Annotated in this window: 13 protein-coding genes; 1 reads left to right on the top strand and 12 read right to left on the bottom strand. The window is 38.5% G+C overall.

The genetic code is table 11. The features are described 5' to 3' along the window. Positions 1–106: 106 nt before the first annotated feature. The 12 genes from BI350_RS07735 to BI350_RS17070 all read right to left on the bottom strand — a co-directional run bounded on the left by BI350_RS07735 (position 107) and on the right by BI350_RS17070 (position 14,526). A complete protein-coding gene (locus BI350_RS07735; protein ID WP_245698330.1) occupies positions 107–2,110 on the bottom strand; it encodes a helix-turn-helix domain-containing protein in 2,004 nt (667 codons plus the stop codon). A 171-nt stretch (positions 2,111–2,281) separates the two neighbouring features. After that, positions 2,282–3,733 (bottom strand): MFS transporter, encoded by a 1,452-nt coding sequence (locus BI350_RS07730; protein ID WP_075527569.1) that lies wholly within the window; start codon positions 3,731–3,733, stop codon positions 2,282–2,284. A gap of 179 nt (positions 3,734–3,912) precedes the next feature. Continuing rightward, positions 3,913–5,400 carry an aldehyde dehydrogenase family protein gene (locus BI350_RS07725; RefSeq protein ID WP_075527568.1) on the bottom strand — a complete coding sequence of 496 codons (1,488 nt, stop codon included), beginning with the start codon at positions 5,398–5,400 and terminating at the stop codon, positions 3,913–3,915. Next, a complete protein-coding gene (locus BI350_RS07720) occupies positions 5,370–6,551 on the bottom strand; it encodes an acyl-CoA dehydrogenase family protein (protein WP_075527567.1) in 1,182 nt (393 codons plus the stop codon). The genes BI350_RS07725 and BI350_RS07720 overlap by 31 nt, the downstream gene beginning before the upstream one ends. A gap of 20 nt (positions 6,552–6,571) precedes the next feature. Next, positions 6,572–7,768, bottom strand: a complete 1,197-nt coding sequence (locus BI350_RS07715; protein WP_075527566.1) for an acyl-CoA dehydrogenase family protein — start codon at positions 7,766–7,768, stop codon at positions 6,572–6,574. A gap of 31 nt (positions 7,769–7,799) precedes the next feature. After that, positions 7,800–8,231: a Zn-ribbon domain-containing OB-fold protein gene (locus BI350_RS07710; protein WP_342672210.1), complete on the bottom strand. Its 432-nt coding sequence runs from the start codon at positions 8,229–8,231 to the stop codon at positions 7,800–7,802. A 10-nt stretch (positions 8,232–8,241) separates the two neighbouring features. After that, positions 8,242–9,402, bottom strand: a complete 1,161-nt coding sequence (locus BI350_RS07705) for a thiolase C-terminal domain-containing protein (protein ID WP_075527565.1) — start codon at positions 9,400–9,402, stop codon at positions 8,242–8,244. Positions 9,403–9,429: 27 nt separating this feature from the next. Further along, a complete protein-coding gene (locus BI350_RS07700) occupies positions 9,430–9,858 on the bottom strand; it encodes a MaoC/PaaZ C-terminal domain-containing protein (RefSeq protein ID WP_082294998.1) in 429 nt (142 codons plus the stop codon). A 12-nt stretch (positions 9,859–9,870) separates the two neighbouring features. Beyond that, positions 9,871–10,317, bottom strand: a complete 447-nt coding sequence (locus BI350_RS07695; RefSeq protein WP_075527564.1) for an FAS1-like dehydratase domain-containing protein — start codon at positions 10,315–10,317, stop codon at positions 9,871–9,873. 15 nt (positions 10,318–10,332) lie between these two features. After that, a complete protein-coding gene (locus BI350_RS07690; protein ID WP_075527563.1) occupies positions 10,333–12,480 on the bottom strand; it encodes an acetate--CoA ligase family protein in 2,148 nt (715 codons plus the stop codon). A 448-nt stretch (positions 12,481–12,928) separates the two neighbouring features. Then, positions 12,929–13,720 (bottom strand): DnaB-like helicase N-terminal domain-containing protein, encoded by a 792-nt coding sequence (locus tag BI350_RS07685; protein WP_075527562.1) that lies wholly within the window; start codon positions 13,718–13,720, stop codon positions 12,929–12,931. Continuing rightward, entirely contained in the window at positions 13,717–14,526 is an 810-nt protein-coding gene (locus tag BI350_RS17070; RefSeq protein WP_075527561.1) for a hypothetical protein, read from the bottom strand. The genes BI350_RS07685 and BI350_RS17070 overlap by 4 nt, the downstream gene beginning before the upstream one ends. Positions 14,527–15,034: 508 nt before the next feature. Between BI350_RS17070 and BI350_RS07675 the strand changes: the two genes are divergently transcribed. Next, positions 15,035–16,363, top strand: coding sequence for an LLM class flavin-dependent oxidoreductase (locus BI350_RS07675; protein WP_168157257.1), 1,329 nt, complete (start codon positions 15,035–15,037; stop codon positions 16,361–16,363). Positions 16,364–16,672 lie beyond the last annotated feature (309 nt).

Genomic DNA, 16,672 nt, shown 5'->3' with positions numbered 1-16,672 from the left:
TGATCTGATACTCGTTAGCATATATGTCATATACGTGGCTACATAGTCATCAAATCCCTTGCTATTTTATATAGACTTCAAATTACGTATGGTTTGTAGACACCCTTTAATTAACCCAATCTCTTATTCGATTATATAAATTATAGGAAGGTGTAGCTCTTCCCCTCTCAATATTGCTTAAATAAGAGGTTGAAATATCTATTTCATGGGATACTTGTTGTAGTGTAAGTCCTAATTCTACACGTTTCTTTTTAAATTCTTTTCCAATTTCTGCATTGACTTCTCCCCTCCCGGATAATGAGGTTAAGTTCCTTTTGTCATTAGCAGCTTTATTTCTGACTAACGGCTGATAATGTTTGATAATATCGTCAGGAGGCGCAATAATGACAGTAGTTTCTTGCCAAATCCTAAGCCATCCCTTTTTCGTCACGACGTCCTCATCCCAACTATCGTATTGCCAATAAGTAATTACACCATCATCTACTAATATATCGAGAGCTTTTTCAAATCTATCTCTAATTCGTGATGGTGTCTCCGATTTAAGTGGAACACCTAACTTTTCCAATAATGTACTTATTTTATGTGGTTGGAGATAGCTTGCTTTACGTGCTTGTGTCCTCCAGCGCCAGCTTAAATAACGAATAATTTTTTTCTCCCAACTTCTTTGATACGGATTATATTCTATTGCTTGAATCGGTAACAATTTCACTTGTCTTCCCGAACCTTCTAAAAAGATTTCTAACACTTCTCCAATAGTTAATAAAAATCTATTCTGCATTTCTGATTCGTTAAATCGGCATTTATTTCCATTTAAATCCTTAAAATGAAATGCACGACCTTCAATAGACTTTTTTATTGGTCTTCCTTGTTCATAGACAACAACATGTTCTATATGAATCCACAGGCTCTGAATAATCGAAAGCGCATTCAACACTTGTTCTCGTTGCCTTTTATCGTATCCTCCTCTTCTTCCATTGCCTCCCAACTTTGGTTTCAAACCGCGAATGTTTAATAAATCATCCAATCGAATTTCTATACTATCTTTAACATATGAAGTTTTTTCCAAAAACAAATGACATAATGAATCAAAAACATCTACGTCTAACTCAGACAAATTTTCAACTTGTCCCCAAACTTCATTCACCAATGTAGACACTTTCTCATTTCCCTTATAGGGTATTAGCTGCACGGATCCATTTAACATTTTACTAAGTCTAGTTGCCTTAGGCCATTTACTATTTTCGCATTGTCTAAACTTCTTATTGGAAAGCACTTCGATAACGAACTGATAAACGACATTGCTCATCACAACCAGATTGTTACTTTTCACAAGCAATTCAACATGCCGGTGTTCTCCTATTTGGTTACTGGCATTCAATATACTAGTTATATGTTCTATTGATCTGTTCTCTAATTCAGACATAATTACCGTTTCAGAAATCCATTTTTCTGTATATAAATTTACAACATTTGTAAATTCATTCATAAAGCTATTATTAGCGGAAAAGTTTTTATTCATTTTTTGAAAAAACAGCTGATTTAACTCTTCTCGATCAATTGTTGCTAACCATTCATATCCAAACATTTGAATCATTTCATCAATAACATTATACAGTAAATAATCTTTAAACCATTCACTAAATCCTTCCCAAGATTTTTCATCATTTAATCGAGTGTTATTACTTAACATAGTTTCATATTTAACAAATAATTTATTTAACATGTCCCATTTTAATGTCGGTTTATTTTTGAGTAGAGGGTTGAGGTAATTTTCATTAGTACTGAAAAATTTAGCTACCATAAATTCTGTTATTCTCCGCAACATTTCATTTCTAGCATTAATTCTTAGATTATAAAATAAATCTATGTTCTCTTCGTAAGCTTCCTGCCATACAATAAATGTTTCGGATTTAATGTTAATGCTAGGTAAAATAATGTTACTTTCTAGTTTTCTTTTTAAATTTTCAGATGGAAAGTTTACTAAATAATTAAAATCGAAATGATTTGGTTGACGATCATACAGTACAATAATTTGGAAATCATTAATTTTACTTGCTAAAATTTCAGTGTTATTTTTTCTATCATTTTCATTTGAAAGGATACCGTACACTGTCAAAACCACTACCCCCAATTAACTATCTATTAGGAATATTGTAACATATATTTTTAATATTACCTAATCGTATTTAAATTGGAGCAAACCACCTAGGGCTGTCTAGAAAGTCGCTTTCACAGACTTTCTAGACAGCCCCCTATTCATTAAGAATAACTACTATTCATATCACTCAATCATCTTGCCTACTTCTTTTTGTTTCAATAAAGTCGGCTCAATCGTTGTATCAGGTAGTTCATCGCTCTCATGAATTCCGTGTATAGACCGAGGTATCAACGGAAGGAACAATAAAGAGATAGCGATAAACCCCATTATAATCCATGATGTATTTGCCATCGCTTGCACGTTATTTCCGTTTGCGCTAAAAATACCGAATGCAACTAGCGCAAAAGAAGCACCTAGTCTTTGTGCGATATTTTCAATAACTGTATTCGTAAATGTAACCACATTCATACGATCCGTTGCAGCTTTGGATACGATTATTCCTTTAATAGCAGGCGTCTTAAAGCCTCCTCCTAGACCTATAAAACTCATCGCAACAAATAAATAAGAGAATGGTGTGTTAAGATTTACAAAACTTAACATAATGATTCCTGTTGAGAATAGTAATATAGCTGTTCCAATGATGACTCGCGCAGAAAAGTATTTTAGTATTCTCCCGCTAATAAAAGCCGCTATGGAAGTTCCAAGAAAAATGGCCATCTGTAACAAACCAACTGTCGTGGCAGGTTTTCCTTGGACGTTTTGCACAAAGAATGTTAATAAATACATCACGCCCGAGTACCCTAAAAATATAAAAACAACGAGCGATGTAGGGACCCAAAAGCTGCGATTCGCGACATATTCAATATCAAGCAACGGCTCTTTTTGTTTTTTCTCCACGACTATTAATAAAACTAAAGCTACTAAGAATACAACTAGTGATGGAATCCATTTACCCGATGAAAAACCAAAACTATTAATGAAAGTTGGGACTGTCAATAAACCTAACAACAATACAATTACAAAAACCAAACCTAAAATGTCTAGCTTTTTACGCTTATCTACTTTTGCACGCGGTACAAAATTAAATATAGCAATCGCTATAGCGCCAAGTATAGCAGTAAACACAAAGCTCCCCTGCCAACTAATTCCGTCAACAATCGATCCGCTTATAACTGGACCAAATAGTGCGCCAATCGTCACAAAAGCCATAAAAGTACCGATTGCTTTTCCTCTTCGTTCACCTTCCATAAACTTTCCAGCGTATGCAATTCCAGATGGAGCAATTGCCGCTCCAGAAACACCTTTAAAAAACAAACCGAGAACTAACACCCAAAAAGAAAAAGATAATGCAACTAATAAAGAACCAATCACCATAAAGATTCCGCCAATTATAAGGACTAACTTTAATCCATAAGAGTCACCTATCCATCCTAGTAAAGGTTGAAAACCAGTTAGTCCGACCGCCAACCCCAATTGCATCCACACTGCATAACCTGGTGTCAAATTAAACTCTTGCAACATATGCGGATATGCAGGTAGATGTGTCGATAAACTCAACATGATAAAAAACGCGCCAAAGCTTATAAAATAAAAACCTCGGTTAATCGATTTGTCATCAATGATAGATGCATTCATACAGAGTCCTCCTCATTAAGATCAATTAACTATTATTTGAAAGGCGTTTTATTCTGTCAAATCATGTTGTTTTTTTAAAAAAAGATAGGACCTGTATAAAGACCTTGTAAACTTTACATTCAGAATTAATTGAAACCACTTACAACAATCCTTTATACAGATCACTATATATTTTACTTTTAACTTATATTAATGACACAAGCTTTTTCATAAGTGTATTCTAGAATCGAGTCCGTTCCGTATCCACTTTCTTTCACACCGCCAAATGGCAAGTCGACACCTACCATTCCGTACGTATTAACCCATACATTCCCGGCTTGCAATTTATCTATTAAGCGATGAGCTTTTCCCACATCCCGCGTCCAAACTCCTGCAGCAAGACCGAAGTTTGTATCATTGGCAATTTGAATGGCTTCTTCTTCAGTATCAAACGGAATTGCGACAGCTACTGGACCAAAAATTTCTTCACGGCAAAGTTTGTGTTCATTATTTTCTACCTTAACTAATGTTGGTTCTACCCAGTAACCGTTCGCATATTTCGCTTCATTCGGCAACAGCGTCTCACCGCCATATCTGCCCCCAAATACAATTTCACCGCCATCTTTTGTGGCATCGTCAATATAAGAACAAACACGCTCATACTGTGCCGAATTCGCAATCGGTCCCATTGTCGTACTTGTATTTAATGTGTCACCAAATTTCACGAATTCTTTATCCGTCATAAATTGTTTAACACGCGCAATTACTTCATCATAAATAGAACGTTGAATAAGCACTCTTGAACCGGCAACACATATTTGACCCGCATTACGCGTGTAAATTCCGCCGATTACTCCTTGAACTGCTTGATCGAGATTAGCATCCTCAAAAACAATGTTTGGAGATTTTCCTCCTAGTTCAAAAATTAATGATTTTGGCATATGTGCAGTTGCTTTTGTGATCATTTCTGCGGTTGTCTTTGAACCTGTTAAACTCACTTTATTTACTTCTTTATGTCCGACTAAATAATCACCAATTTCTCTCCCTGACCCTGAAATGACATTGATCACGCCAGGTGGTAAAATTTGTGACAGCAACTCGCCGTATCTTAATGACCCAACGGCTGCACTCTCAGAAGGTTTAATGATTACAGTATTTCCAGCCGCTAACGCATAAGCTGCCTTTATTGTGAATGTGAATAATGGTGCATTCCAAGGCAAAATCCCTACGACTACACCATATGGTTTGCGCAATGTAAAACCAAAATTCCCAACTCCCATTTGAACAGTTCGGCCTTGGCTTCCTATAAGTGATGCTGCGCCTGCCGCGTCATACCAGATTTGCTTTAATACTTCACCCAAGTAAGCATATTCATCCAATACCCAGCCATTATTTCTAGTTTCCAGAGTAAGCAATTCCGTTGTATGTTGTGGAATCATATCCCCAATTTTACGTAAATAATCGCCACGTGCTCGGGCAGGTAAACTAGACCAGTCTTCAAATGCGCCACGTGCTGCTTGTATTACTTGTTCCGCGTCGGCTTCTTTGCTTAAAGGGATCTTCGCCCAGGCTTCTCCAGTTGCCGGATCAATACTATTTGTCATCTTTCCATCTTTTGGCTTACTAACTTCACCGTTTACAATGTTAAAATATTCTTTTACTTGACGGTACTCATTAATTTTTTGCATTCAATATCCTCCTCGTTTAGCCAACCTAATGAATCGATAACTTTTTTTTGATAGAAAGTTGTAGAGCCTAAATATTGATGATAATAACGAGCCCGCTTTAAATATAGATGACAATCAATTTCTTCTGTGAAGCCTATTCCGCCATGTATTTGAATGTTATGCGAAGCTGCCTCTATAAACTTTTCAGTCGCAGTGAAGCGAGCACTGTACACTGAAGCCTCACGATCTTCCTCGTTTGTTTCTAAAACCCAATTTGCATAATAGCTTAAAGAACGGGCTATTTCTAAATTCACTTTCATGTCAACAATGCTATGTTTAATTGCCTGGAAACGACCGATAGGCTGGCCGAATTGTTCGCGGATTTTTGCATATTCTGCGGCCATCGTAACGACACTTTCCATCGCTCCTACCATATAAGAACTGAGCGCTGCATTGAAATGCAGCAATCCTTCCTGTAATATTGACCATCCTTTATTTATATCGCCTAAAATTTGCTCATCTTCTATTAATAATTGGTTAAACTCAATTCGCGCTACATGTTTTGCTTCATCAAAAGACGCTTGTCTTTCTATCGTCAGTTCATTTACATTGTCGATTAAAACTAATGACAAACCGTCTTCTTCATAGTCTTTACTTGTACGAACTAACAATAAGAATGCATCCGCCAATTCCGCTTCGGGCACTAGAATTTTTGTCCCATTTAATACGTAATGACCGTTTTCTTTTTCTAAAAAACACTGAATGCCTTTCGGTGAAAAATCATTAAATGGTTCTAGCGTTGCAAAGGATACTGATTTTTCTCCAGTCGCGATTTCAGACAAATATTTTTGTTTTTGAGCTGGTGTGCCGTATTTTTTAATAATCGGAACAACGAGGGCCATCGTCTCTAAAAACAACCCAGGTACCAGTGAGCGACCTAATTCTTCATACGTTGGAACTAAATCAAGTGATTGTAAATCTAATCCGCCGTACTCCTCAGGAATATTAATAGCAGTACATCCTAATTCCACTAGCGTATTATATACTTCTTTTAGCCTTTCTGGGTTATCGTCAATCATGTCTCGAGCAATTTGTGTGCCCTCGAATTTATCCAACATTTTTCGAATATGCCCTCGAAACATCTCTTGCTCTTCTGTTAATGAAAAGTCCATTTTCATCCCTCCACTTTCTATTAACGCCCCATATCCTTAGGCAAACCTAATACTCTCTCTCCAATCGTATTTCGTTGAACTTCACTCGTCCCTCCGCCAATCGTTTGACCAAAAGAAGAAAGAAATAAATTTTGCCATTTCGGATTATGAGGAGCGTCTTCTTCCCACAAAACGCCTTGATGGCCTTGAATTTCTATCGCAAATGCAGCTAGCTCTTTATTTAGCTCACTCACTACTAACTTATCAATCGAACTTTCCGGTCCAGGGTGCCCGCTCTTCATCATTGTTGTTAAGTTTCGATAGTAATTTAATAAAGAGCCGCGAACACGCGCATAAAAGTTTGCCATCTTCTGTCTAATAAGTGGATTTTTTATTAATGGCTGCCCATTGATTTTATATTGTTTCGTTAGTTCAACCGTCTCATTAAATTGTCTTTCCAATGTAAATAGTTCAGCTCCGATGCCTGTTCGTTCATGTAACATTAACGCAATCAACACACGCCACCCTGCATCTAATTCCCCGACAATGTCTTCATCGGAAGCAACAGCATCTGTTAAATACACTTCATTGAAATCCTTGCGCCCATCCATTTGAACGATTGGTAGCGTTTCTACTCCTGGCTGATCCATATCTACTAAAAACACGGTAATGCCGCGGTGTTTCTTTTCAGGATGATTGCTCGTTCTTGCTAATAAAAAACATTTATCTGCCACATGTCCAAAACTAGTCCACACTTTTTGACCATTAATCCGCCAGTGGTCGCCATCTTTAACCGCCCTTGTACTAATGGCAGTTAAATCTGATCCGGCATTCGGTTCTGAGTAACCTTGGCACCATATTTCTTCCCCGGTTAATATTTTCTTTAAATACTTTTCCTTTTGTTCTTCAGTACCGACATCAATCAAAGTAGGCCCAACCATATGAATACCGATATAATTAATTAAAGGCGGCGCTTTCACTCTTACCATTTCTTGATGGTAAATAATTTCTTCCATCAAACTAGCGTCTCTTCCGCCGTACTCTTTTGGCCATGCGATTGCTGCCCAGCCGCCATCATATAATTTCTTTTGCCAATCCCTTAAAAAACGTGAGTATTCATCAAGCTTTTCCGGCAAGTCTCTTTTTCCTTCAATCCAGCCTCCCGGAAGATTTTTTTCTAACCAATTTCGTAATTCCATTCGAAATTTTTCTTCTTTCTTAGTAAAGGAAAAATCCATTCATTCTCATCCTTTCTAGCAATTTTCTCTATTAGTCTTCTATCGGAATCCATTGTGGAAGCGCCCTATCTTCCGTAATATTTTCCCAAATCATTTGAACAGGCATTCCAATACGAATATCTTTTTCATCGCAATTTAGTACATTGCACATGATTTTCACTTCTGGCACTTGATCTAACTTCGCGAGCGCAATAATGGTCGGCAAGTCATCTTGAAAACCTGGTAAAAATGGTCGATAACTGATAACGTATGAATAAATCGTTGCTGTCACTTCATCTCCAAAATGTTCCCAACTTACATTTTTACTTCCGCATTTCGAACAACTAGGTCCTGGAGGATGTGCATACGTATTACAATCTTTACATTTCTGCAGTGCTAATTGATGCTCGTCTGCCGCATCCCAATACGCTTTATTGTCTTGGTCTTTCAATGGAACTGGTTTTTGGTAAGTCATAGTAGTCATAGTAATCCTCCTAATTTCTTAAAATCATTGCGCCCGCTATGTCTGGTCCGCTCCAACCGGTACAAATACCAATCTCGCAATCTTCAACTTGCCGGTCTGTTCCTTTATATTCATGGCGTAATTGCCTTACAATTTCAATTGCGTTATTCATTCCGTGTGTATATCCTTCAGCCAACATGCCGCCTGCTGTATTTGTTGGTAACTTGCCACCAATTCGAAGGTTTCCTTCTGCTACAAAGTCTCCAACTTCACCGCGCGGTGCAAAACCATAAGCCTCTAATTGACGAAGCACGACCCAACTAAAGCAGTCATAAATCGCCGCGACTTGAACATCTTCTGGTTTTACACCGGCATTCTGATAAAGCTCTTCCCCAACGTAATCAGCTGCTACTTGATCAATATCATTCCAGTAATGGACATGCGGATGAGTTTGTCTTAAAGACATCCCCATAATATAGACGGGTTTTGATTTGCAATCCTTTGCTCTTTCCGCCGATGTAACAATAATTGCATTTCCTTCATCTAACTCTAAGCAGGAATCGTGAATGTTAAAGGGTGAACTAATATCAGGCGTTGCAAGATAATCTTCCATGGTTAATGGCTTTCCATGCAAAAAGGCATTTGGATTACGCTGTGCATGATCATAGAAACTTAGACAAACATGGCCTAAATGTTCTTTTCTAATGCCAGTTTCATGCATATGCCGTGTTGCATACATCCCAAACCATTGTGAAGGACTTGCTGAACCATATGGCATAATAAAACTTCCACCTGATAGCGCCGTTTGCAGCATATCTGGATCATAGCCGCGTCCTACTCGCTGCCCAGAAGCTCCATTCATCGAGCGATAGATCAATACGGTATTTAACATGCCTGATTCAATAAGTGAAATCGCATCTCCGATTAACATTTCCGTACTGCTGCCGCCGCCTTGAATATCTTTTACATATTTAGGCCTTACTCCCAAATACGTTGCCAGCTCGTGGGAAGTACATGAGTCATTTGTGTTATAATTCATAACCCCATCGATATCTGTTGCGTTTAATCCGGCATCTTCAATTGCTGCTCTTGCGGCATCTAACGCTAAATGGAGAGGTGTTGTACCGGACTTTCTTGAGCGTTCACTCTCCCCCACGCCTACAATTGCATAGCGATTACTAATATTCCCCATAAATAACTCCTCCTATTTCAAACTTCCTTATGACAACAATTGCAAAACCGCACTTCCTGCCCCAACGATTTCACCAGAATTTTTCTCGGCTGTTAAATCTAAAGCGATATACCGCTTTCCATTTTCTTCATACTTTTGCTCTACAATAGCTGAACATCGAATTTCATCCCCTGGAAAGGTCATTTTTCCAAATCGCATGTTAAACTTTTCAATCTTTGCTTGTTGAGCTGCTATTTTCATTACATATTCGCCCAAAAAACCCATCACGAGCATTCCGTGGGCGATCACGCCTTCCATACCGATTTTTCTAGCAAACTTATCGTCTAGATGCAACGGATTAAAATCTCCCGAAGCCCCAGCATATTGGGCTAGCTGTACTTTCGTAATTGGCGGTTTCAGTAGCGGCTCTATCTTTTGATTAACCGTTAAATCACTTAACTCCATTTCTTTAATCACGATGTTCCCTCCTTATGTCTTTGTTAACTGGCGATAAATAATATTCATTCGGCTTATGCAAACTAATTCGCCCTGTTTATCTTTCATTTCTGTATCTAGCACTAAAAATTGCATTTTTCCGCTTTTGCCTTCTCGATCATACAAATCGCTAACTTTCATCTGGCAATGCAAACGGTCGCCTATCCGGATTGGCTGATAATATAAAAACTCCTGTTCACCGTGAAGCATTCTACGATGATCCAATTGTAAAGGGAGTTCCACATCTCCATTATTCATTGCGACTGGAAATGTAGGTGGTACAATCATCCCCTCATATGGTGATTGCTTGGCATACTCCTGATCTGTATACAATAAATTATCGTCTCCAATAGCAGAAGCGAACTGATAAACATGCCGTTTTTCTACTTCAAAGACGTATTTTTCGCTCTTTAAACCAATCACACTTTTATCTAAATCCATCTTCCATCCTCCTTATCACTTCGTAACAATTAGTGCATCAGCTGCCGTAATCCCCTTTTCATAGACAATTAAAGGGTTAATATCAATTTCTTGAATGTCATCTTGATATTCTTGGATTAATGCAGACACTTTTAGTAACACATCAATAATCGCTTCTTTATCAGCAGCCTTTTTATTTCGAACACCTTTTAATAGTTCATGGCCTCTTAATTCTTCCATCATACTAATAGCATCCTGTCTCGTAATAGGGGCTACTCTAAAGGAGACATCCTTAAAGACCTCTACAAACACGCCGCCCAGCCCAAACATAATAACTGGACCAAATGTCGGATCATTCGTCACCCCGACAATCACTTCCACACCCTCTGGCAACATTTGCTGAACAGAAATCCCGTGTATATTCGCTGACGGACAATGCTCTTTGGCGTTTTCATAAATCTCTTGAAATGCTTCCTTTAATTCCTGATCACTTGTTATATTTAAACGAATCCCGTCTACTTCCGTTTTATGCGGAATATCAGGTGAATCAATTTTCAAAACAACTGGATAACCGATTTCATTAGCTATCTTTACTGCGTTTGTTTCCGTATCGGCTACTGCTTGAATAGTCGTTTGGATACCATATTGTGACAATATTTCACTCGATTGTGACTCACTTAATGTTTGATTTCTCGTCAACAAAGGTTGAATGTTCTGTTTATTCACCTCACGCTCATGGGCTTGTTCTTGAGTTTTTGCTTTTTCATAGGTTTCACTATACTCAACAAGCTTTGCTAGTGAGCGAATTGGATTTAAATTGCCAGTAATCACAGGAATGCCATTATCTTCTAAATATTGGACTCCTTTAGGAATGGACATTCCTTCAAGCGGGAAAGTAGTTACGAATATTAGCTTATCCGAGCTTTTACATAGCTCTACAAATTCTTGGAGAAGTGGTGTATTCTCATCCCAGTCCATTGGGAACTCAGAAAAAATAATAATATCTGTTTCAGGATCATTGATGAGCACTTTTAGCGGTTCTATATAAAGTTCCGGGTGAGTAATTGACGCTGCAGCTGTTAAATCGATTGGATTTAAAGCGCTTGCATAACTTGGGATATTTTTTTCAATTTCACTTTTTACTTTGTCGCTTAGCGGGTGAATGTTTAATCCATAGGACTCACAGCGGTCAGCTTCATTAATCCCCCTTCCGCCTGAACTCGTAACAATGACTGTATTTCTACCTGCCGGTAATTTATTTGATAAAAATAATTTGGAGAAAGATATAATATCATCGTAATCATCCGCGCGTACAATTCCTGTTTGCTTGAAAAATCCGTCATAAATTTTATCTGCACCAGCTAGAGAACCAGTATGTGATTCTGCAGCACGGCTTCCCGCACTACTACGCCCAGATTTCATTATGACAATTGGTTTATTAATTTCTAACGCATGTTTTGCAAGTTCCCGTAGTTTTCCCGGATTTTTTTCCCCTTCTAAATAGCCGCTTGCGATTGTGGTATTAGGATCATTAAGCATATATTCGATGACATCGGAAAAGCCAACATCCACTTCATTGCCTACACTGACAAAATAATTAAACGTTAAACCATGCTGTGCGGCGGCAATATAAGTTAATACACCAAATGCGCCACTTTGTGTCACAAACCCTACTTCTCGTCTTTTTCCTAGCGGTATGTTTGTTAAGCCAGGTGAAAATGTTCCCATTAAACCATTTGTCGTATTAAGCAGACCAACACAGTTGGGACCGATAACTCGAATATTATATCGATCTGCTATTTCTTTTAAGCGATTTTGTGCCTTGATTCCCGCTTCCCCTATTTCTGAATATCCAGAGGCAAATATAATGGCAGCTTTGACACCGCTCTTGCCGCATTCAATTAAACAATTCTCGACGTGGTTTATGTTGACACATAAAATAGCCAAATCGACCTTATTTGGCACTTCTTTCACACTTTGATAACAAGGCAGCCCAGCAATCTCTTTAGAGCTTGGATGGATTGGATAGATTTCTCCTTCAAATCTCCCGTTCAAAAGCGCTTGCAATTGTAAATAACCAATTTTTTTTGTATTCTCCGAGGCCCCGTATACAGCAATCGTGCGTGGATGGAATAAAGAGTCCAATTCCAAATTTGACAGATGAATCTCATTTAACGTCTTCATTTGCTCCCACCTCTCCAATTTCTATTTGTATTTGCATAGTATCAAATTATTTTTTATACTAAATTTTCTTTTTTTATTTAAGTTATTAATCTTATTAGTATAAAAAACTAGAAAATAAGCCAAAGAAACTTGATACTCGTAGGTTTTCTTTTCTCTATATTTTTTTACCAATAAACATACTCCCGACTTTCCCGCAAGATAACCTCGACATAGATGAAAGATAAACGCACGCTTTTAAGAAAATTTGGCTACTAATTTTGGAATGCTGTAACTCAAATAAAAAATCACCTAATTTACTATCAGAAACGAAATTAGGTGATTCATGTTAATTATTAATATGGAATATGGAATTCAGCGGGTATGCCAATGCTCAGAATTGAAGATGCCTAGAATTAACAAATAGTTATATAGATTTCTAAAAAGAATACGATGGAGACAAATAAAATCATTACTCTCTGGAGCATACAGTGAAAGGCTTTGCACTCTGGCACATTTCTCCAACATAATACGGAAACTGAACCACTTGCCTTTTCAACTCCCGAAATGACTGCCACCTTTTCGTTTCCTCACAATAAATTGACGTGTCCATTTTATGGCTCATATCTAAAACTGTATAAGTAACCTCCCCATAAATCCGACGGTGCTCAGCACGCGCTTCCTCTTCCCTTTCCGATAAATAAAGCGCAAATTTTTTAGCAGAAGGCCTGGCCGCCAAGATTGTTAATTCACCATCCTGGAATCCATTCGTCATGTCATCTAATTTGTCAATGCCTGACGGGACCCCTTCCTTCATTTCTTTTTCAATAAATGGTTCTTCATAAACGCCCACAAGCATTGACAAGATGTCGGAATGATCACTCACCCGACTATCGGTAAGTGCCGTCAATTCAGTAGTGATCTTGTCAATCGACCAATCTTCATGTGCGGAAACATGCAGCACATTTTTCTTCTCCCGTTCCCGCCATACGTCCAACAACTCACCAACATGGTCATCAAACTTTTCAAGATGCGCATAGTTCGTAAGGTCATTCAAATAATTCGCGCCGCCTAAATCTTGTGGGCTGTAAGACGTCAGCAATGTAATCATATCAACGGTTTTTCCAGCCTTACGAAGTGCTAGCATCGATTGAAAAATCATTTTGTTTACTGGATCTGTAAATTGCATTACTTTCAAGTTGGATTCGGTGATTAAATAATTTTCTTTCAGCATTGCGCCGAGCACAGCTTTTTCCGCAATCATATGGACTCCCCCTTCGCAAGATCTAAACTGAATTCTTGAATTTGCTTTTTCGGTATGGAGACAACTTTTCCGTTTGCCAACGCTCGTTCCTGTTTCACCTGGGCGACTAAACGCTCCCAATGTCGCCTCAAAGAGGATGGAGATAGAATCACGGAGTGCCAAAACGAATGCCCCATAGACCATTTCATCAAATACGTAATTTGTTCAACTGTCCTATCGTCCCGCTCGACAATCAACCTGAAATCATTTGTCCACTTTTGAAAGTTCGGTTCTTTTGCGTGGGGTTGATTCATTTGTATCTCCTCAAACTGCGCCAAAGCAAGTTGATAAAAAATAGAAGATTCGTCGTAAACTTGTTTTCGACGATTACTTTTCTTTTCATTCTCTTCATTCTTTACATACTTGTTAGCTGTTAAGTGTCTGTTAGCCGTCTGTTGATCGTCTGTTGATTCGGCTGTTGCAATTTTAGTGCCCCCTTGGTAAATGCCCCAGTTGACAAGGGTTATGAGCCGATTATGGGCTGTTGATTCGTCTGTTAGAAATCCATAACGTTCAAATCTTTTGAGTGCTGTTCGAATTTTTTGTACGCTGCAATTCTTTCCACACTTCTGGGCAAGAGTAGGCAGAGAAGTGACAAATTGACCAGGACGCGCAATAAAAGGTTTTCCCCGCCATTCCCATTGTTTTTCACTATGATTTGTCATCATTAATAACGTAATAAGAACCACTTTTTGTTCTGGTGTCGACTCCGTCCAAATTGGCTTGTCCATAAGTCCCCGATGCAATTTTATCCAACCTTCGTTCATATTGATCCCCCGCTTTGTTTTAATTAATGAACACCCGCTTCAACCTTTATATAGGGAGGTAAAACGAAAAAGGATACATTTATTGAAAAATATTTTAAAAAGATTTTTAATCGGATATATCTAGACGTAAAAAAACACCGAACTTGGTTATGAGTTCGGTGTTTATGGATATTTGGATTGTTTAATCCTTGTTATATTATTGGCACTCTCAAATCAACTGTGCCTTTAAATAGTGAAGAGTGCCTGTGTAAGGCCAAAGTATGACAATTCAAGACTTTGCATTAAACAGTAAATAGAATCCCGGAAAATGCGTTGACGACAGGATTCTCCCTTTTATATTATACAATTATGGCTTATAGTCTGAACAGTGTCTTTCACAGGCACCCTAACTTAAGACTAAAGGCTCCACCTTCTGTCTTGACACCGAGCATGACACATATGATAATTTAAGATAATGGATGATTACCATAATTCATACATAATAATCCACATGACTGGGGAGAGTACGTTGCACGTAAGAAGGAAGTTGAAGTTAGGAACGATGATTCATGGGGTTGGCGAGAAGATTTCCGATTGGCGACACCCTACTATGCCATCAGATGCAAGTGTAAGTTTTGACTTTTATAAACAGCAGGCCCAAACGTCAGAGCGCGGGAAATTTGATTTTGTTTTCATTGCAGATGCTTTATACATCAACGAAAAATCGAACCCACATTACTTGAATCGATTTGAACCGCTCACGATTCTCTCCGCACTAGCACCGGTGACATGGAACATCGGACTAGTGAGCACATTATCGACTTCCTATAGTGAACCGTTTTCAGCGGCGCGACAGTTTGCTTCACTAGATATGTTAAGTGGAGGTCGAGCGGGATGGAATGCGGTGACGTCAGGACTGGAAAAGACAGCATTAAATTTTAGTAAAGAAGTAAAAGATCATCCAAGCCATGCGATGCGTTATCAGATGGCTGCCGAGTTCGTTGAGGTTATGAAAGGCTTATGGGATTCTTGGGAAGATGATGCTTTTATTCGCAATAAAGCGTCTGGACAATTTTTTGATCCAAAAAAATTACATACATTGAATTACAAAGGTGAGTTTTTCTCTGTGCAAGGACCGTTGAATATCGCGCGTTCGCCGCAAGGACAACCTGTAATCTTTCAGGCAGGTTCATCAGCAGCAGGGATTGCGTTTTCCGCACGAGTTGCAGATGCAGTTTTCGCCATTATGCCTACTTTAGAAGAGGCGCAGCAATATTATGTTGATGTGAAAAAGCAAACAGCTAAACTTGGTCGTAACCCTCACGACGTGATTGTTTTACAAGGAATTAGCCCGATTATTGGACATACAGAAGAAGAAGCGGAACGGAAATACGAAGAACTTTCTAGTTTGGTGACGATTGAACAAGCACTCGCTTTTTTAGGTCGCCTATTTGAGCATCATGATTTTTCTCAATATCCATTGGATGAACCTTTCCCGGATATAGGATGCATTGGCAAAAATAGTTTCAGAAGCGATACGGACCGCATTAAGTCTGAAGCACGCGAGAAAAACTTAACCCTTCGTCAAGTAGCGTTAAGAGAAGCGACACCCCGCACACCTTTTATGGGAACACCGGAGCAAGTCGCTCATCTTGTCGAAGCGTGGTACGAGCAGAACGCGGCAGATGGTTTTATGTTAATTGCTAATTTGCCAAGCGAGTTAACTGCATTTGTTGATAAAGTTGTTCCTATCCTACAAAAGCGTGGCATATTCCGGACAGAATACGAAGGGACTACATTACGAGAAAACTTAGAATTACCTTATGCGGAAAACAGATATTCACTTAAGCGAGATTAATAACGGTGCCTGCGTAAAGTGCAATTATAATCTTTAACTTAAGGTAACTATACTAACAAAGGCCAATCAAATATTAAATTGATTGGCTTTTAATTTTTCATATACATTTTTGTTCATTTCCTGAATCATGTCTTGCACAAGTCCCCGTAATTTAGCAGAAGACTAGTATAAGAACCACTTAGTGCATTCCAACAAAACCTCCTCAACCGAAGATTCGTAACCACTCCACCATTGTTGTCAGAATAGTGTTCAAGTTGTGTGAGTGACTGTCACCAACCAAGATTCCTCAGATACCCATCACTCTTTTCA

Origin of the sequence: Sporosarcina ureilytica (assembly GCF_001753205.1) — a bacterium.
In the GTDB taxonomy this organism is placed as follows: domain Bacteria; phylum Bacillota; class Bacilli; order Bacillales_A; family Planococcaceae; genus Sporosarcina; species Sporosarcina ureilytica.
Note: the sequence above shows the minus strand (reverse complement) of the source record. Positions and strands in the feature narration are given on the sequence as shown.

What these genes read in the sequence shown, in the direction of transcription:
- BI350_RS07730 (WP_075527569.1), bottom strand. Translation starts at nt 3,733, where the DNA reads ATGAATGCATCTATCATTGATGACAAATCGATTAACCGAGGTTTTTAT.
- BI350_RS07725 (WP_075527568.1), bottom strand. Translation starts at nt 5,400, where the DNA reads ATGCAAAAAATTAATGAGTACCGTCAAGTAAAAGAATATTTTAACATT.
- BI350_RS07720 (WP_075527567.1), bottom strand. Translation starts at nt 6,551, where the DNA reads ATGGACTTTTCATTAACAGAAGAGCAAGAGATGTTTCGAGGGCATATT.
- BI350_RS07715 (WP_075527566.1), bottom strand. Translation starts at nt 7,768, where the DNA reads ATGGATTTTTCCTTTACTAAGAAAGAAGAAAAATTTCGAATGGAATTA.
- BI350_RS07710 (WP_342672210.1), bottom strand. Translation starts at nt 8,231, where the DNA reads ATGACTACTATGACTTACCAAAAACCAGTTCCATTGAAAGACCAAGAC.
- BI350_RS07705 (WP_075527565.1), bottom strand. Translation starts at nt 9,402, where the DNA reads ATGGGGAATATTAGTAATCGCTATGCAATTGTAGGCGTGGGGGAGAGT.
- BI350_RS07695 (WP_075527564.1), bottom strand. Translation starts at nt 10,317, where the DNA reads ATGGATTTAGATAAAAGTGTGATTGGTTTAAAGAGCGAAAAATACGTC.
- BI350_RS07690 (WP_075527563.1), bottom strand. Translation starts at nt 12,480, where the DNA reads ATGAAGACGTTAAATGAGATTCATCTGTCAAATTTGGAATTGGACTCT.
- BI350_RS07685 (WP_075527562.1), bottom strand. Translation starts at nt 13,720, where the DNA reads ATGATTGCGGAAAAAGCTGTGCTCGGCGCAATGCTGAAAGAAAATTAT.
- BI350_RS17070 (WP_075527561.1), bottom strand. Translation starts at nt 14,526, where the DNA reads ATGAACGAAGGTTGGATAAAATTGCATCGGGGACTTATGGACAAGCCA.